This is a genomic window from Methanooceanicella nereidis, assembly GCF_021023085.1.
In the GTDB taxonomy this organism is placed as follows: Archaea; Halobacteriota; Methanocellia; order Methanocellales; family Methanocellaceae; genus Methanooceanicella; species Methanooceanicella nereidis.
Genome location: NZ_PGCK01000004.1, coordinates 29281 through 52743 on the forward strand (window position 1 = coordinate 29281; position 23463 = coordinate 52743).

Below are 23463 nucleotides of genomic sequence, written 5' to 3' on the forward strand. Positions count from 1 at the left end.
TAAAAATTTTACCTGGAATTTGAAAATAATCAGGGGTTATTGAATTGGGTTACATTATCGAAGGGATATTACGGGCTGTTGAACTTATCGCAAGCTTAAACCCCGAGGTCATAGACATCACTATTTTATCCCTCGAGGTTTCCGGAGTTGCGGTTTTACTTGCGGCCCTTGTCGGGATTCCCCTGGGAACATGGATAACCCTCAATGAGTTTCCGATGAAAAATGCCCTGAAGAACGTAATATTCACCTTAATGGGACTTCCGCCTGTCGTAGCAGGATTGGTCGTATACCTGTTGATATCCAGAGCGGGGCCGCTTGGAACGTTCGGCGTCCTGTTCACGCCCACCGCAATGGTGATCGCCCAGTTCGTTCTTGTCACGCCCATTATCACCGGGCTCACGATAACGGCCACAAAAGCAGTAGATAAGACTATCATTGATACGGTGATCTCACTGGGAGCAAATAAGGTGAACACGGCCATCATAGTGTTGAACGAGGCCCGCCAGGCGATCATCGTCGCGATACTTGCAGGGTTCGGAAGGGCCATAGCCGAAGTCGGTGCCGTGATGATAGTCGGAGGAGATATCCGCTGGAGTACCAGGGTCTTGACCACGTCGATAGTGCTCGAGACCAGAAAAGGAGACTATGGTATGGCAATAGCCCTCGGGATCATACTACTTTCAGTGTCGTTCATCATTAACATGATCATGAACATGAAAAAAGGAGGCTCTTCGCGTTGAGCAGCGTCACTGTCGAGAACCTGACGAGAATAGCCGGTGACAGGGCTATTCTAAATAATGTTAATTTAAAGATAGACAGCGGAGATATCATGGCCGTCATAGGGCCAAGCGGCGCCGGTAAGACGACGCTATTAAGGCTTATCAACATGCTCGACATACCCGACAGAGGAAAAGTTTACATCGACGGCAAGGATGTGTGGTCCGGCCACATAATGGAGACTCGAATGTCAATGTCAATGGTCTTCCAGAAGCCAATAGTGTTCTCGATGAACGTCTACGATAATATTGCGTACGGGCTTAAATTAAGGCATGAGAGTAAGTCTAAAATAGAAAAAAGAATAAAAGACGTTATGGAGTTGCTTGACCTTTCCGGTAAGGAGCGCCAGTATGCAAAAGATCTATCGGGAGGCGAAGCCCAGCGCGTGGCGTTCGCAAGGGCATACGTCCTGAAGCCCAGGATATTATTGCTGGACGAGCCTACCGCGAGCCTTGACCCGTTAAACGTGGCCATTATCGAGAAAGCCGTCAATGACGTCAATGAAAAGTTCGGTACGACGGTCATCATTGTGACGCATAACCTGCATCAGGCGAAAAGATTGGCAAATAAAGCCACGTTCCTGTATGAAGGAAATCTCGTAGAGACGGGCAGCATAGAAGATATTTTTAATAATCCCCGCGACAAAAGGACAAAAGCGTTCGTGACGGGCGACATGGTCTTCTAATCCGGTAAAAATAAACTTACTATTCTACCATAATTCTTGAAGGCGGCATAAAACGGGTTCCTCCGCCTATCATCAAGCTCTGCCATATGATCATCACAAAATTCGTATGGGGGCGAGCCTTTTCCTGCCAGCCACGAGGGTTTCTGTACTAGAACAGAGGTCATCACGCATGAAGGATCATTATCATGGTCCAGCCCCAGCAAATGGCCCGTCTCGTGGATCAACACAGACCTTTCGATACTGTCTATGGCGATGTTGTTCTTGAAAATGACGAATGAGTTCGCCCTATAGGATACGCCGGCGACCGCATTATCCTTTTTGATCTGCGCGTCAGGGGCGGTAGAATTGACGTATAGTACGTATATAGGAATATCGCCAGATATCCATCCCATATGATAATGGCCGCTGTCCTTAAGGACTGATTCTCCGAAGTCAAAGATGTTATCCTCGTCGATCTTTTTTGGCACTATCACCGGGTCAATATCCTGGAACTGTTCCACTATGACCTGTTTTCCCGTATATTGCTGCAGCATGTACCGCAGGCTTTCAAGCGCCTCGCCCGACGGCTTCGCATCGGGGGAATAATGCACTTCGACCACGATCCTCCCATAGGGAGAATGTTCGTAAAGGTACAGAGGCGCGTAGTTCCCCACGCTCTTTACGACCTCTTCGTGGACGTATAGCGGGAGCAGAAACGATATGGAGATGACGGCTGACAGGATTATTATGAGAATGATATGACCTATGGATATATGCCCGGACCTTTCAGCCATGTTCCAGCGGTATATTGGTACTTGAATATAATAGTTGGCTTTTTACGCCGGCGTGTGAAATCCTGTCGATGTCAATCTAAAACTCTTAAACCCCATAAATTTTTACGGGAACGTCGGCAGGATTACATATATGTAATTATAAAATAGCAGTTAATAAAATAGTAGGAAAGGTATATAGATTCTACAGGTAAGTTAATAATTGGACCTTTTCCGGTTTATATAAATTTTAATGCTGATAGATATGCAAGAGTTCGTAGACAGACCTATGGGTGTCGATCACCAGAGCAGTGATGACAGGTCAAAAGAGGCCGAGGACCTTTTTGACGCGGAGTTCAAAAGAACTGTCGCAGAGAACGGGTTTTTAGATGCGGTATGCAATGGCTTACTTGTGATCGGTAAAGACTTTATCATCACTTCCCAGAACTATGTCGCCAGGGCGAAAATGGGTGACCTCACGGGAAAATGCTGCTATGAGGCGCTGGAAAGGTCTTCTTCGCCGTGTGATTTTTGCCCGATGGTATGTCCGCCTCAGGGAGATTTCGAGGTGTCCATGAGGAACACGCTTCCCTGTGCTGATCGCTGGTATAAGGTCATGGTCCATCCGATCATGGACGATGACAACAACATTATCGGGGTCACTGAAATATACCCCGATATGATCGACCGTCAGACGGTCATGCAGGACCTTTGCGGTTTTGAGGAGGAACTGCAACTTTTAAATTCGGCCGTTGACGATATTTGTAATATCACAAAGCCGAACGATGTCGTTACAGGCCCTTTTGATAGTTTTTCTCAGCCTTAAGAGTGAACACGGCATCTATGCCGTGCTGCTCATCTGTTCGAGTCTGCCTGTGAGTAACGTAATAAGTTCCCTGTGGACCGGCTTCTGGCTTTCTGAGACTTCTACTATCTTCAGGATGTATAGTGAGATCTTTATGCCTTTAGTGGTGAGTTCGTAGCCATCCTCTTCGTTTGCGCATCTTGAGACAATGCCAGAATTGATAAGAGTCTTAAGCACCCTGTTCAGGATGCCCGGGTTGAGCTTTGTCTCGAACATTATTTCAGTGAAGCGTTTCGGCCCTTTTCCAAGAGATGTAAGGACTTCCATTGTCCCTGCATATGATATTGTCTTTAAGATCTCCATGAGCATACCAGCATGATTTTTTAACGCAACCGCAGGAACCCGGTTGTTAGAAGCAAAATTTGGGGGGTATATAGCTTGCAACTTTAGTGCCAGGTTCCTACTGCGCTAGAATATTTTAATTGCAACCATGTATATAAACCAATACAACATGTCTGTATGTACAAATTATACAATTTCAGCCTTAAATCAACCATAATCAAAAAAATTGGCATCAATTTCGCAATACGTCAATAAAACTTCCTAAATGATAATTAGGAAAATATAACGGATTATAATGGGAAATGTTATATACTCAAAACCATATTACCAAATGTGATTCACATGAGGGATCGTTTTTTATAAGATCGAACTAGAGAACATACCACATAAGAACATACAGATTTTTGACACGACTCTCCGCGACGGAGAGCAGACGCCCGGTGTGTCTTTCACACCTGAAATGAAAATAGACATCGCCCGACAGCTTGACAGGCTTGGCGTGGATGTCATCGAAGCGGGTTTTCCCATATCTTCTGCAGGCGATAAAGCCTCTGTAAAGGATATCGCATCACTTGGCCTGGACTGTACCGTTTGCGGCCTCGCGCGCGTCATAAAAGCAGACATTGACGCTTGCATCGACTCCGATGTTAAAATGGTGCATACTTTTGTATCCACATCCGACATCCAGCGTGAGCACACTATCAAAAAAACCCGCGAAGAGGTCGTAGAAATGGCGATAAACGCCGTAGAGTACATTAAGGGGCATGGCCTCGAATGCATGTTCTCGGCGATGGACGCCACCAGAACGGATACGGACTATCTCATAAGTATCGCCAGAGCCGTCGAGGACGCGGGAGCCGACATCATAAACATTCCAGATACCGTCGGCGTTTCTTCGCCCCCGACCATGAGGATGCTCGTATCGGACGTGTACAGGTCGGTCCGGATACCTATAGCCGTACACTGCCACAACGATTTCGGACTTGCAGTGGCAAACAGCCTGGCTGCGGTGGAATCCGGGGCGAGCCAGATACAGGTCACCATGAATAGCCTGGGAGAACGCGCCGGCAACGCTGACCTTTCCCAGACGGTGATGACCCTGGAGTCTGTATACGGGCTTGAGACGGGTATCAAGACTAAATATCTTGTCGAGACCGCGCGCCTCATAGAGAGGTATTCGGGGATACAGATACCGCCGACACAGCCCATAATAGGCGCTAACGCCTTCTCCCATGAGTCGGGTATTCACAGCCATGGCGTAATTAAGGAAAGCAAGACCTTTGAGCCGGGCATAATGACCCCCGAGATGGTCGGCCACCAGCGCAGGCTTGTGCTTGGCAAGCATACCGGCAAGCATGCGGTCAAGAAGATCCTTAACGATGCGGGGCTGGAGCCTTCGGATAAGGAGCTGAACGCCATACTGGAGAGGGTAAAAGACCTGGGGGACAAGGGTAAAAAGGTCACCGATGTCGACCTCTATGCCATCACAGAGGCAGTGATGGGCGAGGTGGCGCATACGGAGAAAAGGATCATGCTCGAAGAGCTGTCCGTGATGACCGGTAACAGGGTCACTTCGACAGCAACGGTCCGCCTGACCCTGGACGGCAAACCTTACGTGGGAGCGATGACCGGAGTCGGTCCCGTGGATGCCGCATTGAAGGCCGTGGAAAGCCTTGTGGACGGCAATGAGATGAGGCTGAAGGAGTTCAGGATCGATGCCATCACGGGAGGTTCTGATGCCCTTGCCGAGGTCATGGTAGGCGTAGAGGACAGTAAAGGAAGAATGGTCACAGCCAGGGCCGCACGGGAGGACATAGTCATGGCCTCTGTCGAAGCTCTTGTAAACGCCATGAACAGGCTCTCTGCAGTGCCAAAAAAATAGCCGGCAGCCCTGATAGGTTTTAATACCATAGCTTCATTGCTATGGTGTTTTTATTTTTATGGCATTGTCATGTCTTACATTTTAACGCCGACGCATGCTTAAAAGCCGTTTGCGGCAGGACAGCCTTATCCTCAAGCCGTTCGGATTTTGCGACAGTATTATATCTTTATAAGCTTTAACTTTCAGTAAATATTTAATTATCATATTGATATCGGAGCTTTAATAATGACACCCATAAAAAATTCTATTATTGCGCCTATTAAAAATCCTTTTAAACTCGATAAGATAAAGAGCTCTTTTTTTAAAGATAAAGGCAAAGACAGAAAACGCATTGCGCTCCTGGTGGACGGCCCTAACATGCTAAGGAAAGAGTTCCAGATAGACCTTGAGGTGGTAAGGGACATCATGAAAAGATACGGCGACATCAAAGTGGGTAAAGTATTCCTCAACCAGTATGCTTCCGATAAGCTTGTGGAAGCCATAGAGAACCAGGGATTCGAGCCGATCATAGGCTCGGGCGATGTCGACGTGAGGCTTGCCGTCGATGCCATGGAGCTCGTGTTCAACCAGAATATCGACACTCTGGCGATAGTGACAAGGGACGCGGATTTTAAGCCCGTGCTTTCAAAGGCGAACATGTACGGCAAGGAGACTATTGTGTTCGGTGCTGAGCCGGGATTATCGATAGCCCTTAAAAACGTGGCCGATTACGTCATCGTATTTGACGGCAGCGACTGGCACGAGGTCAGCAAAGGGGACGTCGAGGTTGAGGCTGAGGCCGTAAACCAGTAAGAGCCTTTTCAGCCATAGATACGCATTCCTTAAGCGCCTTATCAAGATCGCCTTTTATGACTACGCCGGCCGCCGCCGCATGGCCGCCGCCGCTTCCTCCGAACTTTGTCCCCACTTCCGCAAGCAATGCAGACAGGTCCAGGTCTATGCCGCGCCTGACACGACCGGAGATCCTCTTTTCGCCCTCTTTTTCGGATCCTACGAATACCACATCGGCCCCGAGGCTTATCAATGACGTTGCGGATTGGGCCCCGAACGAGCTCACTTTAGTATCCGCGATCAAAAAGTCTCCCGACCTCGTTAGGTTCAGCCTTGATGCCGCTTTCAGCATGGCGATCCTGCATGACAGGTCTACAGGCACCTGTGACAGGAACTCGGATATGTCTGCATAATTAATGCCGCCGCTGCGCAGCATTTCCCCGACCATGTCAAAGACATCGGGCTGTGCGTACCGGAAATGGCCGGTATCCGTGACAACTGCCAGGACGAGCGCGAACGCCACATCGCTATCCAGAGATATGCCGTTCTTCATGTAGACTGAGTAGACGAGCTCGGACGTGGACGAGGCCATTCTTGACAGAGCGAGCTCACACGCGCCGATAAGGTCCCCGGGCTTATGATGGTCAATGACCGCGAATTTTTTTATTTCCTTATAGCCGGTCTGTACAAGGTTAGAGGTATCGACCACGACGACGATGTCATAATTCGATAGTTTAGGCCTGATCACGACGTTGACCTTAAGCCTGTCGCATAACATTGAAGCCATGGTGCTCATGCTGTCCTGGACGCCGATGGTGCCGCCAAACAGTCTCCAGAGGGCGTATGCGCTACCTGCTGAGTCAGCGTCTGCGTTCCTGTGGCACAGGAACAGGATATTATCATAACTTTTCAGGTTTTCGTAAAATTGTTTTTCATCTACAAGCACCATGTTAACCTCGCAGCATTTCCAGCGGCACTTTGCCGAAGTGGACAGCGGAAGCGATTATCGCGCCGTCTGCACCGCATTTTTCAAGCGACAAAAGATCGTCGACGTCCCTGACGCCTCCACCGGCGATGACCTTATGCTTTGACATGGAGACGGCGTTTTTCATCATTTCAAGGTCTATTCCTTCGCCGGAACCGACACGACCTACATCAAGCAGGATTATGCCTGCAAGGTCTACCTCGTTCAGCATCTTTAAGGATCCTATTGGCCCGGCATTAAAGACAGGGTCCCTGGACATCATTTTTCCATGTTTCATGTCAAGGCTGACGTAGACGCCCTTTCCCTGACATTCTCGAATAAGTTCCATCGATGCGGTCTCGGTGCCCAGTATGACCGCGTCTGAGACCTTACGGGTCTCTTCCACGTCATGCAGTGTCGACGCGCCTGTGTCCGACATCGTCCGGGTGAACCTCGAAAGGGATGCTATTGTCCCTAAATTGCCGCCTGCGCCCGTAATACGGTCAAGATCGGCTATGTAAGTCTCTTTCGGCCGGATCGCCTTAATGACTTCTTCCGGTATGGACGTGCCGACGATAGTGCTTGACTCGCTTATCGGCCTATAACGGTCACGTTCGCCTTTAACTCCCCTGACAACGATACCGCCTTTAAGGTCGCATGCCAGTATGCACCGCATCATGGTATCCCATATAACTTTAAGTTATTTATAACCGTACTAAATCGGAAATTAAAAGTTATGGGCTTTTTAGCAGGATAGTAGCCTGTTTGATCTGAAAAAAGTCCGATACTGATGATCACTGTTTGTCAGTATCCGGATTTTTACGAAAAAACGTGTTAATGACCCGCCCGAATTTCCACTGTTTTATAGCACCCCTATTTTTCATCACAAAGGGTGCATAAAGGACTTTTTTTAGAATGTTATCATATTCTTTAAAAAAAATTATGGACCTGTGAGCCATTAATGACTTTATTCTTCGCATGCCGGCAGAGTGACTATGAAACTGGATCCCTTATTGCTATCTCCAGGGACTCGATCTCTGATGCATACCTCGCCCCGCATATTCTCGATCAGCATTTTTACTATGTATAGCCCCAGGCCTTTTCCGCGTGCTTTTGTGGGGCCGCGTTCAAAGCGCTGGAAAATGAAAGGCTTTAATGAGTCAGGTATGCCGGGACCATTATCTTCCACAATGATGTTATACATCTCTATCCCGTCCCGTAACTCTTTCTCTATACGGATGTAAATTTCAACGTCGCCTTGTGAGTGTTTGATAGAGTTCCCTATAAGGTTAATGAAGACTTCCGCAAGAAGGCTGTTAGCCATTACACAGAACCCCTGCACCGGCCTATAATCGATCTTGACCTGTTTAAAGTCAGGCTGCGACGACCGTTCTATGGCTTCTTTTATGCTCTCGTCAAGGTCAATTTTTTCTATGGACAGTGTTTCCTGGCTAATTTTTTGTATCTTCCTAACGCTCTCGATTATCTCGGAACTGCTTTTAAACGCGTCCGCGGCCTTTTCTAGGTATAGTTTTTGAGAGGGGGACGTGGCGGAATCCATCTCTGCCAGCTCTAAAAATCCCAGTCCTGCGTGATTAGAATTATTGATATCATGGCTCATAATATCAAGGTATAGCTCGGCAAAGTCCTTAGCGCGTTCGACCTCTTCCGTAGCCTTTTTCAGCTCTGTGAGATCCCTTGCGGACGCGAACACTCCGGCAATGGTCCCATTAGAATCACGGTATATCGAAGCATTATAGGATACGGGCGTGACGGTGCGGTCCTTATTCCTTATCTCGAGGGGATAATCCCTTACTATACCCCGGGTGAAAACCATCTGATATCCTGTGACAGCTTTTTCGGGCTCGGTGAAATATCTTGAAAAATCGGTGCCGATGAGCTCTTCCCTGGAGAACCCCGTAAGCTGCTCTGTAGCCTTATTGACATCGGTTATAAGCCCTGACCTGTCGATCGTGACAAGCGCGTCCAGGTTTGCCTCGATAAGGCTTCTTGCATAACGTTCCGCCTCCATGATACGCTCTTGCGCCCTTTTGATGTCAGTGATATCAAAGCAGGTTGCAAGGATAGAAGGCCTGTTATTATATTTTATCATGCACGACGTCACGTCCAGCCATTTGACCTCCCCGCACTTCGCTATGATCCTGAACTGGTACCTGGAAAGGACGTCCTCGCCGCGAAGCCTCCTTGATCCTCTTTCGATCACCATTTCCCTGTCAAGGGGATGGACCTTTTCCCAAAAATTCATAGATAATAGTTCATCCCGCCCATATCCGGTTATACGCTCGGACGCAGGGTTAGCATAGCAAAACCTGTCATTGTTAAATATCAGGATAGCTGACCCCACTGTCTCGGCCAGTACCCTGAACTTTTCTTCGCTCGACCTGAGGGCTTCTTCCGCATGTTTTTGATCGGTTATGTCCCTTATTACGGACAGTATCTGATCCTCGATGAACGGGACCAGCCTGGCCTCGAACACATGCCTTTCTCCGTTTTCCACCGTCGAGTATTCTGTACTGACTATTGACCCCGTATCATACGCCTTTTTTATGGCGTCTTTAACCTTTTCGTACACCTCTGCCGGTATTATCTCTTTTATTTTTCTGCCGATGTGGCTATCCGGCCCGGATGATATTCCCCTATTGCTTCCCGAATGATAATCAAGTATTGTCCCATCCTTGCCCAGCCTGATGTAAATGTCGGGAAATGCGTCAAGCACAGCCTGTAATTCGGAGGCGGTTTGCCTTAGGTTCTTTTCAGCCTTTTCCAGGTCGTTCATCATCCCGGAGTTCTCAAGAGCTATCGCAGCGCTGGCCGCCAGCCCGTTGAGCATATTAACGTCCTCGTCGTCGAACGGAAGATGGCCCGATTTATTATGTATCTCAAAACACCCCAGGACATCGCCGTTCCGGTTCAATATCGGCACGTCCACCATATTATAGAACCCGAGCTCCTTACGGATCTCCTGGATAACGTGAGGGTCATGCCCGGTGTCATTGCTTATGTACGGCTTCTTTGTTTCCAGGACCAGCCCCGGCACGCCGTATCCCGGAACGAATAGATAATGTACGGGCAGGATATCTCCTTTTTTATTATACTCTGTAAAAACCATTTTCCCGTCGCTGACAAGGCCAGAGGCGCCTGATTCCGCGCCTGTCAGCTCCATGGCTGACCTGACCAGCGTACGCATCACGACGTCGATCTTTAACACCTTATTTATCTGCTGGCCTGTGTATGATAATACCTCAAGCTGCCTGCTTCGCCTGAGCATGATCTTCTCGGCCATTCTTCGCTTTGAGACGTCGATCGTTATTCCTTGATAGTACGGGACCCCGTAGCGATTTTCGAATATAGGTATGGCCTTAAGATATATCCAGCTGTACTCGCCGGTTCCTCCCATCACCTTGAACTCTAATTCCAGCGGGTTTTTAGACTTAACGGCATCCTCGCATTTTAAGACGATGGCTTCTTTTTCCTCCGGTAAGTATATGCTCATCAAAGCGCATCCGAGCAGATCTTCTTTCTTTCTACCCAGCATTTTTGCGCAGAGCTTATTCAAATACAGGACTTTCATGCCCTTTGTAATAAAGATCCCTACCGGGGCGTCCTCGGCAAAATCTTCCCATGTCTGCCTCATAAATTGGTCATCATATTGCTCGCGCATTACCGGTAACATGGACCTGCAAAGGACACAAGGCCTGCCATCGTGATCGATAGGCCCTATCGACACGTCAACGGTGACGATCCCCCCTTTTGAGGTCACACCCGAATATGTCCTTTTTAGCATTATCTTTTCAGAGCCTGCGCGGCGAATATCGGGGAGCATCTTACAAAATATCTCGGAGCGGGGTATCTCCCCGATCTTTGAAGGCCTATGGTCGATTTCGAATATTTTCATGAACGTCTCATTTATAACGGGTATTCGATCTCCCCGGACAATGAGTATGCCTTCGTCGAGCGAATTCAATAGCCTGGAAAAAAAATGTTTTCTTTCCCTGAAGAGCTTCTTTATCCTGGCATACTTGCCCTGCGTGACAGACCTGTCCGTTATATCCTGCCCCTCATGAGACTTCATGGTCCTGCCTCAACTTTGCGGGAATTTCCCGGCAATAATAGAACATCAATATATTTGTTTAATTTATTTTATTAATATGATGCGCTAAAATAATAAGATACTATTTGAGCGGGCAGTATTTAGTTTGATATGATGTCTTGATGATTCGCATATAAAAATATAATTTTATAAATATATGACAATCCTGTATTGTTTGGATGAATCTATCGAAGCCCTTCAATCAGCTGATAAGGAAGCCACTGTTGCTGATAGCGCTCTTACTACTGTTATCACAGGTATTTTCCATATACACATCGTCCATGCCGCTGACTGATGCCGGCGGGACGGGCCTGAAGCGCGATGTCAATGTGATATACATCTATAGTAAAAGCTGTTTTAATTGCGAGCAGTCGGAGCCGGTGATCAGGCAAACGATAGAGGAGTCGCAAAAAAGCACCGGCATCAGGATAAATCTAAAGGAGACGGATTTTCACTCGCCGGAAGGCATGGAATATGTACGGAAATTTGGGATCTCTTCCGTGCCTGCCATCATAATAGATAACCATACCGTCATAAGGTTCGAAGATTTTGGAGGCGACACGCGGGAGCTTAAGGAGATACTAAAGAGTAAACTGGGGGAAGCCATAAAGTATAAACCGCCCCTGGAAATGGAAAGAACGGTAGAAAGAATAGAAAATGAAAGGGACATTATTCGCGTTCAGACATGCATCACCAATATCGGGAACGAGCCCCTCAGGATCAACTTATCCGGAGGCATATGCGAGGGTGTGAAGATAGTATCCGGCGATGGATCATGGAGCGGCACGATCCTGCCCGGAGAGAGACACTGCGTTACCTGCAATGTCACTATCGACAATAACGTAAAATATCTGCCAGCCCAGGTCATCGAATATATAGACTCTGATGGAAAGCAAACCATCATCTGTCCTGAAACGCCGACGATGCTTATAAAAAAGCTTTCTGCCATCACAGTATTTTTAGCAGGGCTTGCGGCGGGAGTCAACCCCTGCCTGCTTGCGATAATGGTCTTCATCGCCACAGCAACCCTCTCTTCAAAAGGAAGCCATGGGGAAATATTGATAAGGATATTATCATTCTGCGCAGGGCTTCTGGTCGTCTACATACTCATGGGGATAGGTTTCCTCACGTTGCTGGAGTATATCCCGTCTTTTGAGGAGATGATAAGGACAGCTTTGATAGTGATACTGGGACTGCTATCCCTGTGGGAATTCTACGACGCGTACGAGACATACAAATACGGCAGCAGAGATTCCGTGTTTAAGCAATTCTTAAGGAAGTTCAAGCCATTCTATAATAAATTTCACGTCATAGCAAACTTTATTCTTGGGCTGGTATTCGGCCTGATCAAAATGCCTTGCGTGGGCGGCATATACATAGCGATACTGGGAGCGATGATCTACACGAAAGACACCGGAAGCCTGCTCGCATATCTTCTGATCTATAACATGGGCGTAATACTTCCTCTTTTATTCATCGGCCTGATCATCACGCTCGGAATGAAGCCGGAAAAGGTCGACGAGTTCAGGCACAAGCACCGGGTAAAGATAAAAGTGTTCACAGGCATAGTACTTGCCCTTCTGGCTTCGGCATTTCTGCTGGGATACCTGTAATAGCAGCTTGACCGGGACTTTATTTATAAAAGATCTCTTTCTTGATAGCTTAATCGCTTATCGGGATTGAGCCGATGGTAAGGGTTATATATCAAAATGATATAAGGTGTTTTGCATGAAGCTATTAGTCAGTCCGATAAATGTCGAAGAGGCGATCACTTCGGAAATGGGAGGCGCGGACATCATAGATGTCAAGAACCCAAAAGAAGGTTCGCTTGGTGCCAATTTCCCGTGGGTGATACAGTCAATAAAATCAAAAGTCTCAAAGCCTCTAAGTGCGACGATCGGTGACTTCAACTATAAGCCGGGAACGGCATCTCTTGCCGCGCTGGGCGCTGCGGTATCAGGGGCCCAGTATATCAAAGTAGGCCTCTATGACATCCACACTGAGGAAGAAGCCTTTGAAGTCCTCTCTGGCATAGTAAAGTCAGTAAAGTCGTATGACCCCGGCAGGATAGTCGTAGCTTCAGCATACTCGGACTACTCACGGATAGGCTCAATACCGGCGCTAAAGCTTCCGCCCGTGGCAAAGAAGGCTGGATGCGATGTCGTCATGGTCGACACGGGCATCAAGGACGGAAAATCTACATTCGAGTTCATGGATGAGGAAGAGCTTAACGCATTTTGCGGCCTCGCCCACAAGAACGGGCTCAAGTGCGCGCTTGCAGGCTCCATAAAATTCGATGACATCGAGATGATAAACAGGATCGATCCCGACATAATAGGCGTGCGCGGCCTCGTGTGCGGCGGCGACAGGAACGACGGCATAAGGTCCGAGCTCGTGACAAAGCTCAAGAGCATGATAAACTAAACACCTTTTTAATTCTCTTTAGATTTTGGCTTTTTAATACTCCATCCGCATACGAACCGTTTCCATAGCGCGCTTTCTCATCTGTTAAGTAATATTGAGCGCTAAATATCATAAGGGCTAAATGGCCGTGATCGGGAACGATAAAGCATACTGGAGCATAATTTTCATTTTAAAATAAATATTACATAATAATTTTAAATAAATAATAATCATCGCATGTTATACGATAGCATATGACAGCTCATTAAATAAGGAAACGTAAACCTCATGCCATTAAAAGCCAGGTTATTATAAAAGCACTATTTGGAGAAATTTATTAATACTAGATTCTGCTATAGTTACCCAAAAGGGTATATGGTGATTTACCGTGTTCTTAAAAAAATTAGATGCCCCCCAAGGAATCACATTTGATGATGTTTTGCTGGTCCCAAGCAGGTCCTATGTGGAACCAGATCACACTGATGTAAAGTCCAGGTTTTCAAAGAATATCAGCTTAAACGTACCTATCGTCAGCGCAGCCATGGATACCGTCACCGAGTCCGAGATGGCGATAGCGATGGCCCGCGAAGGCGGCATAGGAGTCATTCACCGTAACATGCCCAGAGAACAGCAGGTAGAGGAAGTAAGGAAGGTAAAGCGCGGCGAAGAGATCCTCATGAGAGAGGTGACCACAGCCAGCCCGGGCCAGACTATAGGCATGGTATGGAGAATAATGAAGGAGCAGAGCATTAGCGGCATACCTATCATCGATGAAGGAAGGCTCGTAGGCATTATCAGCCGCAGGGATATAAGGCCGATAGTAAAGACCGATCCCAATAAAAAGATCAGCGATGTCATGACAAGGGATGTCGTAACGGCGACAGAAGAAGTGAAGATCGACGAAGCCATCGACATCATGTATGAGAATAAGATCGAGAGGCTGCCCATCATTAACGAGGATGGGACCCTCATCGGCATCATCACGATGCAGAACATCCTCGAGAAGAGACAGTACCCCAACGCAAATAAGAATGGCAATGACCAGCTTTGCGTAGCCGCCGCTGTTGGCCCATTCGACATAGAGAGAGCGATGGCCCTGGATAAGGCGGGAGTGGACGCGATATGTGTCGACTGTGCCCATGCGCATAACATGAGAGTGGTCGAGTCGGCAAGGCGCATTAAGAAGATGGTCTCGGCAGATGTCGTGGTAGGCAACATCGCTACAGGCGATGCAGCCCAGGAACTGATAGGGTTCGCCGATGGCATCAAGGTAGGAGTCGGCCCCGGTTCCATATGCACGACCAGGATCGTGGCTGGAGTCGGAGTGCCTCAGCTTACGGCAATAGCAGAGGCCGTGGATGTCGCGAAAGAGCATGGCGTCCCGATAATAGCAGACGGAGGGGTCAGGTTCTCCGGAGACATCGCCAAGGCAATAGCAGCCGGCGCTGAATCCATAATGCTCGGCAACCTGATGGCAGGCACCAGGGAAGCCCCCGGAAGGCTCATCACGATAAAGGGAAGAAGATACAAACAGTACAGGGGCATGGGATCGCTCGGCGCAATGGCGGGCGGCGAATGCTCGGACAGGTATTTCCAGGATTCGAATCGCGAGCTGGGAAAGACGAAATTCGTACCGGAAGGGGTGGAAGGCGCCATCCCGTACAGGGGCACTGTCAGCGACATTATCTACCAGCTTATAGGAGGGGTCAAGTCCTCTATGGGCTACTGCGGCGCAATGAACATAAAGGAAATGAGAGAAAAATCAAAGTTCATAAGAGTGACACCGTCGGGCATGACTGAAAGCCACCCGCACGACATCATGATAACTGACGAGGCGCCCAACTATCCCCTATCGACAAGGCAGTGACGAAATGGAATTTGACGCCCCGTGGCGTTAATATTTCATTTTTAATCTTTTTTATTTCGAATTTTCCGTATTTCCAAATGCCGTGTGTCATAAATTTGTTGTTTTATGATGTGAGCATATCGTCATTTCTTAATCTCAAAGACTCAACGAGCTCAATGGTAGACGTTTATCTAAAAAGGCGTTAAGCCTTTGAGATGGAAATATCTCCAATCCATGTACGGCATAAGATCGCCATCATTTCATCCTATAAAGCAAGAATATTATTACCCAGCAAACTAATCGCTCACACTACAAAGGGTAGTTCATTTAAGGTAATTAGCGGGTACATGTAAAACTAATTTCACAGAAACACGGAGCCAATAACTTTTTATACTCAATCATTGACAGTTGGCCTATCGATGCCTTTTTAAACAATATTTATATAAGGTTAAAAGGTATATGGCATTGAGGTGGATTTTATGATGAAAAAGATCGCTATCGGAATTTTATTGATCGCAATCGCGCTCTCAGTCACTGGCTGCTGCTGTTGCTGCGGCGATGGTGGGTATTATGATGATTACTACTACTCGACCGTCCAGAATGGCGAATGTGCCTCATGCGATGGCTGTGACGGCGAGAACGGGAACTGTGTTTCCCAGCAAAATAACGCAGCCTGCGGATGTTGATAGTTAAAACCTTTTATTTTTATATCGATCGTCTTTACTGACCTCGATTTAATTTTTTGATAAATTTAGTAAGCGCATATCCGGCCGTTCTGATAGAAAATTTTATATACAAGTAATACTAACAAAATGTAATTGATAGTATGGATATGGCATACCTGCTTGACATACTGGGAAACGAGAACAGGCGTAATATACTGACGCTGCTGTCTTACCGTCCCTGCTATGTCACGGAGATATCGGAGGAGCTAAAAGTATCCCCAAAGGCGATCATCGACCACCTTAAGATACTTGAGGATGCCGGGCTCGTTGAAAGTTTTTACGACCAGCAGAGGCGAAAATACTACGAGATCGCTAACAACGTACGGATAGAGGTGTCCATATCGCCCCTCATGTTCCGGGTAAATGTTAGCAGGGTGGACATAGAAGCGGACGAGCAAAAAATGCTTCACGATAAATACGCCGAAGAGGTAGCGCTAAAGAAAGACCTTGAGTACTCTTTGAAACACTTATACGAGGAGTTCCAGAGGCTTAACAGGTCGAGCATAGAGCTTCAGGAAGCTCAGAGATCGGTACAGGGCATGATGTCCGAGATCACAGGGATGTGCATAGATATCATAAACGAGATCGCCGCCGACCAGATAGAGGCAGAGCTTCTATATATGCTGGTACGCGGCCCCACTAGCTATGACGAGATCGTTAGCAGGCTACATATACCGGACAACGTTGCCAGGTCAGAGCTTGCAAAGCTTATGAAAAGAGGCCTACTGACATATGAAAAGGGCCTATGGAGCATTGCATGAGAGAAGAAAGACGCACAATATCTGACAAAATATTGAGAGTATCCGGGAAAAATCACGGAAAATTCGAGACATCGAAGAATAGGGATTATAATTACGAATGCTTTAGAGAGGTGAGAATTTAAATGGCTGAAAAATCCGAAGTAACCCTGCGCGTACAGGAAGCCTACCATAGAGATGTGGGCAGAGGCATAGCCCGTATCGATATGGAGACGATGAGACAGCTGGGCATGGTCAGCGGTGACATCATAGAGATAGAAGGCAAGGGAGCGACCGCGACAGCCGTAGTATGGCCCGGATATCCGAGCGAAGAAGGTAAAGGGGTCATACTTATAGACGGGACCATAAGGGCTAACGCCAAGGTCGGCATAGACGACCGCGTAAAGGTAAGAAAGATACAGGCAAAGCCAGCAGAGAAGGTCACTCTCGCACCTACCCAGCCCATCAGGATAACGGGAGGGGAATACTATTTACAAAAACTACTCGAAGGAAGGCCCGTATCGAAAGGCCAGACCATAAGGGTAGAGATGCTGGGCAGCCCGATGACGTTCGTGGTCACAAACACGAGGCCGTCCGGGACTGTCATACCTGACAGAAGGACAGAGATCACTATAAGCGATAAGCCGGTATCGGAGAGAATTGAAAAGGTGCCAAGGGTATCCTATGAGGACATAGGAGGCTTAAGGAGAGAGATAGGCCTTGTCAGGGAGATGATTGAGCTCCCGCTCAGGCATCCTGAGCTTTTCCAGAAGCTGGGCATCGACCCGCCGAAGGGCGTACTCCTGTATGGCCCGCCGGGCACGGGTAAGACAATGATCGCGAAGGCGGTAGCCAGCGAGACTGACGCCCATTTCATTAACATCAGCGGCCCCGAGATCATGTCCAAATATTATGGCGAGTCGGAGAAGCAGCTCAGGGACATCTTCAAAGAGGCGGAGGATAACGCGCCTTCGATCATATTCATAGACGAGATCGATTCGATAGCCCCGAAGCGTGAAGAGGTCACGGGGGAGGTCGAAAGAAGGGTGGTCGCACAGCTTCTCTCGCTGATGGACGGGCTTCAGGCCCGCGGCCAGGTCGTTGTCGTAGCGGCGACGAACAGGCCTAACGCGGTTGACCCCGCACTGAGAAGGGGCGGCAGGTTTGACAGGGAAATAGAGATAGGCGTTCCGGATAAGAACGGCCGTCTCGAGATATTACATGTCCACACGAGAGGCATGCCGCTTGCCGGAAATGTCAACCTGGACAGGTTCGCCGAGATAACCCACGGGTTCGTAGGGGCCGACCTGGCTGCCCTGTGTAAAGAAGCTGCCATGCATGCGCTCCGTAAGATACTCCCGGAGATCGACATCGAGAAGGAGATCCCCTCGGACATCCTTGATAACCTGCAGATAACGAACGAGGACTTCTCTGAGGCGTTAAAGAACGTCGAGCCCTCGGCTATGAGAGAAGTGTTCGTCGAGGTCCCTAACATTAAATGGGAAGATGTTGGCGGCCTTGATAAGGTTAAGCAGGAGCTCAGGGAATCGGTCGAGTGGCCTTTAAAGTATAAAGAGGTGTTCCAGGTGGTCAATACAAGGCCGCCAAAGGGCATTCTAATATTCGGGCCACCGGGAACGGGCAAGACGCTCCTGGCTAAGGCTGTGGCGAACGAGTCCGAGGCCAACTTTATCAGCATAAAGGGGCCGGAAGTGCTCTCGAAGTATGTCGGCGAATCGGAAAAAGCCGTAAGGGAGACTTTCCGCAAGGCGAGGCAGAACGCGCCGACGATAATATTCTTCGACGAGATCGATGCCATCGCACCTACCAGGGGACAGAGCTTTGACTCTCACGTAACCGAGAGAGTGGTCAGCCAGATGCTGACGGAGCTGGACGGGCTGGAAGAGCTACAGAACGTAGTCGTCCTCGCGGCCACGAACAGGCCGGACATGGTGGATACGGCGCTCCTGAGGCCGGGAAGGCTGGACAGGCTCCTTTACATAGCCCCGCCGGACGAAAAGTCGCGTGTCGACATATTCAAGATACACTTGAAGGGTAAGCCGATAGACAAGGACGTGAACGTCGAGGATCTTGCCAGGCGCACACCGCATTACGTGGGCGCTGATATCGAGGCAGTTTGCCGTGAAGCGTCGATGCTGGCCATAAGGGATCATATAACCACAGGGATGACGCCCGAACAGGCAAAGCAGAACGCAGATAAGATCAAGATATCGATGAAGCACTTCGATGCGGCGCTCAAGAAAGTGAAGCCGACCACCTCAAGAGATATGATGCACCGTTATGAGAAACTCGCGGATGAGTTCGCAAGATTGACGACGGACATCGAAGAGGAAGCAGAGGAGTCCAGTGCCTTAAAGGCTGAAAAAAAGCCGGAAAAGGAAGAGAAAAAGAAGATCGAGCCTAAGGCAGCATTTTAGGACAGAGCGGATACCGCAGGGTATCCGGGATATTTTTTTGATCAGGAGGATAAAATAAAATGAGAAGACGAAGAGACCCATTTGACCTGTTCAGGGACTTCGATGAGATATTCAACCAGATGATAAAAGAAATGGAGGCCGCAGAGCCAAAAATGGGTACCGAAACCCCGTTCATATACGGGTTCTCATACAGCCAGAGACCCGGTGAAGAGCCGGAGGTCAGAGAGTTCGGGAACGTATACCCCGGTAAGACCCAGATGGAGATAGGCGAGAGAAGACCGCTCATCGACGTTTTTGACACAGAGGACACGGTACACATCGTCGCCGAGATGCCCGGCATAGAAAAGGAAGACGTAGATCTTGACGTATCAGGGCGTGAGCTTCTGATAAAGGCCTCGCGCGGGCCAAGAAGCTATAATGAGACCGTTGAGTTGCCCGCGAACGTAGACCTCGATAGCGCAAAGGCGACTTACAAGAACGGCGTCCTCGAGGTCACATTAAAGAAGGAAAAGAGAACAAAGAGCAAAAAGAGGATCAATGTAGAGTGATTCTACATCCTCCATTTCTTTATTTTAATGCTTGAAAGGCATATATAAAACACGATCAGTTTTTTAAAGATGTTAGTTCATCATGGACCAGGTCGATCGCAAAGGCAATAAAGTCACGCTACTTTTTTACCACTAAGGGCACGAAGGCGAACAAGGACCACAAAGAACATTTTTAGAAGGTAACATAAACAAAAAAAATTTTTTGTGGTCCTTGTTCGCCTTCGTGCCCTTAGTGGTGAAAAAGATGATAGAATAAAAGAGGGAAAATACCGCTAAGCTGCTCCCCCGAGCAGGGCGGCGATGATCGTGGAGATCATGCCCGTGATAAGTATACTTTCAAAAGTGCCCACTCCGCCCGCGCTCACCACGCTGGCGCCAAGCCTTCGAATGCTCTTTGCATGAAGCACGTTCGCGCCTGCGATAGTGCCGAAGACACCGGCAGGAAAAGCCATCCTGGCAAGGTCGAAGAAATTGTTGCCGTCCGCGTACAGGTATATGGCTATGAACGAGGTTATTATGGACACTACAGGGGGTATCCATACCGGCACAATAACGCCGACGCTCCTGACTGGCTGTGCGGTGGCGTATACTGCCAGCGCCACAATTATCACGGTCAGCAGCAGAGGCAACAACGGCATGGTCCATGCCAGATAAATTCCCAGTGCCCCGGATATTATGCATCCTCCCAGGTTGATCGCGATCACGGTCTTATGACCGTGCCATACCGGGAGCGGGTACCTCATGCCCATATATGAAACAAACTTTGGCTCGGTGTCTGAGGAGCTTTTAAAGTCATATACGGGGATGTTCACCAGGCTGCCGAGCAATATCGCCAGATATATCGCCAGAGAGACCGGAGACGTCAAGCCCAGCACTTTTTCGGTCATGGAGCTGGCATCGTACCCGAACAGGGCGACGATCGCTAAGAGAAAGAACGGCACCAGCAGAAATAGAATATAAAATGGTAGCGCCGTGGGTAAAAATAAAAATTTTTTTTTCATGTGACCGGACTAGAGCCTTAAATGGTCGAAGCTTTCTTATCAACAACAATAAAGTCTTTTACAGCCCTTACAGCCGTGAAAGGTATGTGCACTAACCCGTCTTCCATGCGGTAGTTTTCGACATTCAGTGTCATGTCCGGACGTATAAGCAGGTCGACAAGGTCGCCTGTCCTTAGGTCTACGGTAATATTATACAGGATCCCCATCTCAGACCCGTCGGTCCCCATCACTTTCTTATTGGATAGCTTTTTTGCCATGATCTTAACCATTGTGATCCCTCGCATCCATCTCCTACGGCCGCGTAACCGTTTTTGAGAACGTGCGGCAGCCCATAGATATGATAACCGTAGATATTACCGCTCTCCCATTTAATATAATTTCGTATTGAAAGCCGGTATGAGTGATTGAATGATCATAAGATATTAAGTAATGTGTATCTTATGTTCTCTGGTTAATGGGATTATTTCTTAAATAGTGATGATATTGATGTTCAATGGTATAACGGATATAATGCATTTTCATCTCAAATATCCAAAGGACTTCTCAAAGACTCAACGTTACATTTTAAAAAAATCTTTGAGATCTTTGAATATTCTTTGAGATGAAAATGCATTACCCCCATGTACAGCATAAAGGTCAAGATAATATGACCCATCCAATTACCAGGACATGACATTTGATATCTGCTATTTTTTACCATATGTCCCGAGCTTTACGGAAAAAGCTTCATTCATCTTTACGTTTCTTTTGCGAAGGCTTTTACCTGAGATAAGATGCTTGCTGTACATCTTTCTCATCCACATGGAGCCGGCGACGCTTATAAGGTCGCCCGCGTTAAGCACAAGTGACTCGGCTATCATTATGCCGTCGGAGGGGCGGAGCTTTGAGATGCTTTTCCTGACACGGTAATGGATAGGTATCTCCCCTATTGTAAAGCCGTGTTTTACGCACTCGGTAAAAATGTTGGCCTCCAGATCAAACCCTGCCGCATATATCCTTATCTGGTTCGTGACATATCCTCGGAACCCCCAGTAGCCTGTGCATAGGTCAGTGATGTTCGACTTATACAGGCGATTGGCCAGCCATGTCAGCATATGGTTCCCTGCAAGGTTCAGCCGGGTGATGGCGCCCTTATCGATCCTGCCCGACAGCCTGGAGCCAAGCACGACCTCATAATACTTTAAGCATTCGAGGATCTCCGGCACATGCGCGGGAGGGTACGTGTTGTCCCCGTCAAGCATGATGACATAATCAGAATGGACCTGTTTGAAAGCTGACTCGATGGCCATCCCCTTGCCTTTCCGCTCATCGTATAAAATGCGCGCTCCCAGCGACCGCGCTATCTCCACGGTCCTGTCAGTCGAGCGGCCGTCTACAATGACAATATCCGGATCGTAACCTTGATCTCTCAGGATTCTTACGGGAATGGCATTGATGACTTCGGCAATGCCCTCTTCTTCATTTAGTGTGGGGATGACAATGGAGACTGTTTTCATAAGCTGTCTTACTTGATTAGTATATATAAAAAAATATACTTATTTAAAAATTAAAACAACAATCCTTCGATTATTCGAAGAAAAGGTTGCTATACTAGCCCATGCCCGAGAAAAGGCCTGATTTCAGGCGCCGGCCATCGCAGAATCAATTGCCTCGCATATGGCTTCGTTGGTGGCTTTATGGCCGAACAGCACTATCCTGCCCTCTATCATGACTATCGGAAGCATGAGCCCGTTCTTTTTGATGGATGCCGTTACCTCCGGGAAGCCCATAACATCTTCAGAGAATACGTTTACCAGCGATACCTGTATGCTGTCGCCATACTTATCCAGTAAATATTTCTTTACATTGTCTTCATCTTCCAGGTGCGACTGCCCGCCGCATGTCTGGAATGACTGGCATGTGAGACAGTGAGCCTCAGGATAATACCCGAAAAGTTTCACGTCCATTTTTGCTTTTTGCTGCCCCCGTTCCATAATCATCTCTAAGTTTTTGCTTATATGGTATTATATAAATTTATTGTATGATGCCTCTCGCCAAACAAATCATAATAATTAAATAGATGAAGAGATTAGTACCTCTATAGCCATAGGTTTTTAAACTGCCGATTAATATACAAGCAATGGCGATATGGAAAAGTTGTAAAATTAATTATAATATTTAAGTAAAATTTTTAAAATGTTAATAGTTTTATTTGAAATTTTTTACTATTAACGTAATATTTAAGTGTAAAAAAAGATTTGGTATATATTATGACAAAAATTTCCACTTCTCAGGAATTAGTAGCCAATATTAAGGAGCAATGTGGTGAAGATATCGCCAATGACTTCGAAAAGATGATGGACCAGGTGAACCAGCCACGGTTCAGCGCTATTAAGAATACCTTCAGGGACTCGACGTCCGTATTCATAATGGCATGCGCTAACAGCAATATCCTGTACAAGGACTTAAGGGAAGCGGGGCTGAAACTTGGGATCGCAAGTGTTGAGACATTCTCCAGACGCATATACGAGATGCGCCGCGCGGGACTCATATACACCGAATCCATGCACAACAAGGGTCCGGGAAGGCCGAAGCTTAAGTTAAGGTTCAACCCTAACGCGTTCAAGGAAATGTTTAACGTCGACCCGAGCACGATGCTCAGCAGCAGCCACTCTGAAGATAAAGCTGTAATATAGACAG

22 protein-coding genes are annotated in these 23463 nt (G+C 47.7%); 13 read left to right on the plus strand and 9 right to left on the minus strand.

The window, feature by feature from the left end; genetic code table 11:
* Positions 1 to 44: 44 nt before the first annotated feature.
* Together CUJ83_RS05845 and CUJ83_RS05850 are read left to right on the plus strand one after the other, a co-directional pair.
* Positions 45 to 740, plus strand: coding sequence for an ABC transporter permease (locus CUJ83_RS05845; protein WP_230741353.1), 696 nt, complete (start codon positions 45 to 47; stop codon positions 738 to 740).
* Positions 737 to 1462, plus strand: a complete 726-nt coding sequence (locus CUJ83_RS05850) for an ABC transporter ATP-binding protein (protein ID WP_230741354.1) — start codon at positions 737 to 739, stop codon at positions 1460 to 1462. The genes CUJ83_RS05845 and CUJ83_RS05850 overlap by 4 nt, the downstream gene beginning before the upstream one ends.
* Here CUJ83_RS05850 and CUJ83_RS05855 read toward each other — a convergent pair.
* Positions 1459 to 2235, minus strand: coding sequence for a matrixin family metalloprotease (locus tag CUJ83_RS05855; protein WP_230741355.1), 777 nt, complete (start codon positions 2233 to 2235; stop codon positions 1459 to 1461). The genes CUJ83_RS05850 and CUJ83_RS05855 overlap by 4 nt on opposite strands.
* A 241-nt stretch (positions 2236 to 2476) precedes the next feature.
* Here CUJ83_RS05855 and CUJ83_RS05860 point away from each other — a divergent pair, with 241 nt between their 5' ends.
* Positions 2477 to 3037, plus strand: a complete 561-nt coding sequence (locus CUJ83_RS05860; protein WP_230741356.1) for a hypothetical protein — start codon at positions 2477 to 2479, stop codon at positions 3035 to 3037.
* A 15-nt stretch (positions 3038 to 3052) separates the two neighbouring features.
* Here CUJ83_RS05860 and CUJ83_RS05865 read toward each other — a convergent pair whose 3' ends face one another.
* On the minus strand, positions 3053 to 3379 hold the full coding sequence (locus CUJ83_RS05865; protein ID WP_230741357.1) for a winged helix-turn-helix transcriptional regulator: 327 nt from the start codon (positions 3377 to 3379) through the stop codon (positions 3053 to 3055).
* A gap of 358 nt (positions 3380 to 3737) precedes the next feature.
* On the opposite strand from CUJ83_RS05865, the gene CUJ83_RS05870 reads away from it, so the two are divergent.
* Complete coding sequence (locus tag CUJ83_RS05870) at positions 3738 to 5240, plus strand: 2-isopropylmalate synthase (protein ID WP_439651962.1); 1503 nt, start codon at positions 3738 to 3740, stop codon at positions 5238 to 5240.
* Positions 5241 to 5465: 225 nt separating this feature from the next.
* Complete coding sequence (locus tag CUJ83_RS05875) at positions 5466 to 6032, plus strand: TIGR00288 family NYN domain-containing protein (protein ID WP_230741359.1); 567 nt, start codon at positions 5466 to 5468, stop codon at positions 6030 to 6032.
* Here the strand turns inward: CUJ83_RS05875 and CUJ83_RS05880 are convergent.
* From CUJ83_RS05880 to CUJ83_RS05890, 3 genes are all read right to left on the minus strand, one after another.
* Complete coding sequence (locus tag CUJ83_RS05880) at positions 5986 to 6960, minus strand: DHH family phosphoesterase (RefSeq protein WP_230741360.1); 975 nt, start codon at positions 6958 to 6960, stop codon at positions 5986 to 5988. The genes CUJ83_RS05875 and CUJ83_RS05880 overlap by 47 nt on opposite strands.
* Position 6961: 1 nt before the next feature.
* Positions 6962 to 7654, minus strand: coding sequence for a HisA/HisF-related TIM barrel protein (locus CUJ83_RS05885; RefSeq protein ID WP_230741361.1), 693 nt, complete (start codon positions 7652 to 7654; stop codon positions 6962 to 6964).
* Between the two features lie 288 nt (positions 7655 to 7942).
* Complete coding sequence (locus CUJ83_RS05890; RefSeq protein ID WP_230741362.1) at positions 7943 to 11068, minus strand: PAS domain S-box protein; 3126 nt, start codon at positions 11066 to 11068, stop codon at positions 7943 to 7945.
* Positions 11069 to 11265: 197 nt separating this feature from the next.
* Here CUJ83_RS05890 and CUJ83_RS05895 point away from each other — a divergent pair, with 197 nt between their 5' ends.
* From CUJ83_RS05895 to hsp20, 7 genes are all read left to right on the plus strand, one after another.
* Complete coding sequence (locus tag CUJ83_RS05895) at positions 11266 to 12699, plus strand: cytochrome c biogenesis protein (protein ID WP_230741363.1); 1434 nt, start codon at positions 11266 to 11268, stop codon at positions 12697 to 12699.
* A gap of 115 nt (positions 12700 to 12814) precedes the next feature.
* Entirely contained in the window at positions 12815 to 13510 is a 696-nt protein-coding gene (locus CUJ83_RS05900) for a (5-formylfuran-3-yl)methyl phosphate synthase (RefSeq protein ID WP_230741364.1), read from the plus strand.
* Between the two features lie 367 nt (positions 13511 to 13877).
* The gene (gene guaB, locus CUJ83_RS05905; RefSeq protein WP_369423885.1) at positions 13878 to 15356 is read left to right on the plus strand and encodes an IMP dehydrogenase; all 1479 of its coding nucleotides are present in this window, start codon (positions 13878 to 13880) and stop codon (positions 15354 to 15356) included.
* A 458-nt stretch (positions 15357 to 15814) separates the two neighbouring features.
* A complete protein-coding gene (locus tag CUJ83_RS05910; RefSeq protein WP_230741366.1) occupies positions 15815 to 16021 on the plus strand; it encodes a hypothetical protein in 207 nt (68 codons plus the stop codon).
* 140 nt (positions 16022 to 16161) lie between these two features.
* Positions 16162 to 16821: an ArsR/SmtB family transcription factor gene (locus CUJ83_RS05915; protein ID WP_230741367.1), complete on the plus strand. Its 660-nt coding sequence runs from the start codon at positions 16162 to 16164 to the stop codon at positions 16819 to 16821.
* A 122-nt stretch (positions 16822 to 16943) separates the two neighbouring features.
* Entirely contained in the window at positions 16944 to 19235 is a 2292-nt protein-coding gene (locus tag CUJ83_RS05920; protein ID WP_230741368.1) for a CDC48 family AAA ATPase, read from the plus strand.
* A gap of 59 nt (positions 19236 to 19294) precedes the next feature.
* Positions 19295 to 19783 carry an archaeal heat shock protein Hsp20 gene (gene hsp20, locus CUJ83_RS05925; RefSeq protein WP_230741369.1) on the plus strand — a complete coding sequence of 163 codons (489 nt, stop codon included), beginning with the start codon at positions 19295 to 19297 and terminating at the stop codon, positions 19781 to 19783.
* A 272-nt stretch (positions 19784 to 20055) separates the two neighbouring features.
* Here hsp20 and CUJ83_RS05930 read toward each other — a convergent pair whose 3' ends face one another.
* The 4 genes from CUJ83_RS05930 to CUJ83_RS05945 all read right to left on the minus strand — a co-directional run bounded on the left by CUJ83_RS05930 (position 20056) and on the right by CUJ83_RS05945 (position 22763).
* Positions 20056 to 20724, minus strand: a complete 669-nt coding sequence (locus tag CUJ83_RS05930; protein WP_230741370.1) for a DUF1614 domain-containing protein — start codon at positions 20722 to 20724, stop codon at positions 20056 to 20058.
* Between the two features lie 77 nt (positions 20725 to 20801).
* Complete coding sequence (locus CUJ83_RS05935) at positions 20802 to 21053, minus strand: PRC-barrel domain-containing protein (protein WP_230741371.1); 252 nt, start codon at positions 21051 to 21053, stop codon at positions 20802 to 20804.
* A gap of 417 nt (positions 21054 to 21470) precedes the next feature.
* Positions 21471 to 22280: a glycosyltransferase family 2 protein gene (locus CUJ83_RS05940; RefSeq protein WP_230741372.1), complete on the minus strand. Its 810-nt coding sequence runs from the start codon at positions 22278 to 22280 to the stop codon at positions 21471 to 21473.
* Between the two features lie 123 nt (positions 22281 to 22403).
* Positions 22404 to 22763: a hypothetical protein gene (locus CUJ83_RS05945; RefSeq protein ID WP_230741373.1), complete on the minus strand. Its 360-nt coding sequence runs from the start codon at positions 22761 to 22763 to the stop codon at positions 22404 to 22406.
* A 270-nt stretch (positions 22764 to 23033) separates the two neighbouring features.
* On the opposite strand from CUJ83_RS05945, the gene CUJ83_RS05950 reads away from it, so the two are divergent.
* Positions 23034 to 23459, plus strand: a complete 426-nt coding sequence (locus CUJ83_RS05950) for a transcriptional regulator TbsP domain-containing protein (RefSeq protein ID WP_230741374.1) — start codon at positions 23034 to 23036, stop codon at positions 23457 to 23459.
* Positions 23460 to 23463: the final 4 nt, after the last annotated feature.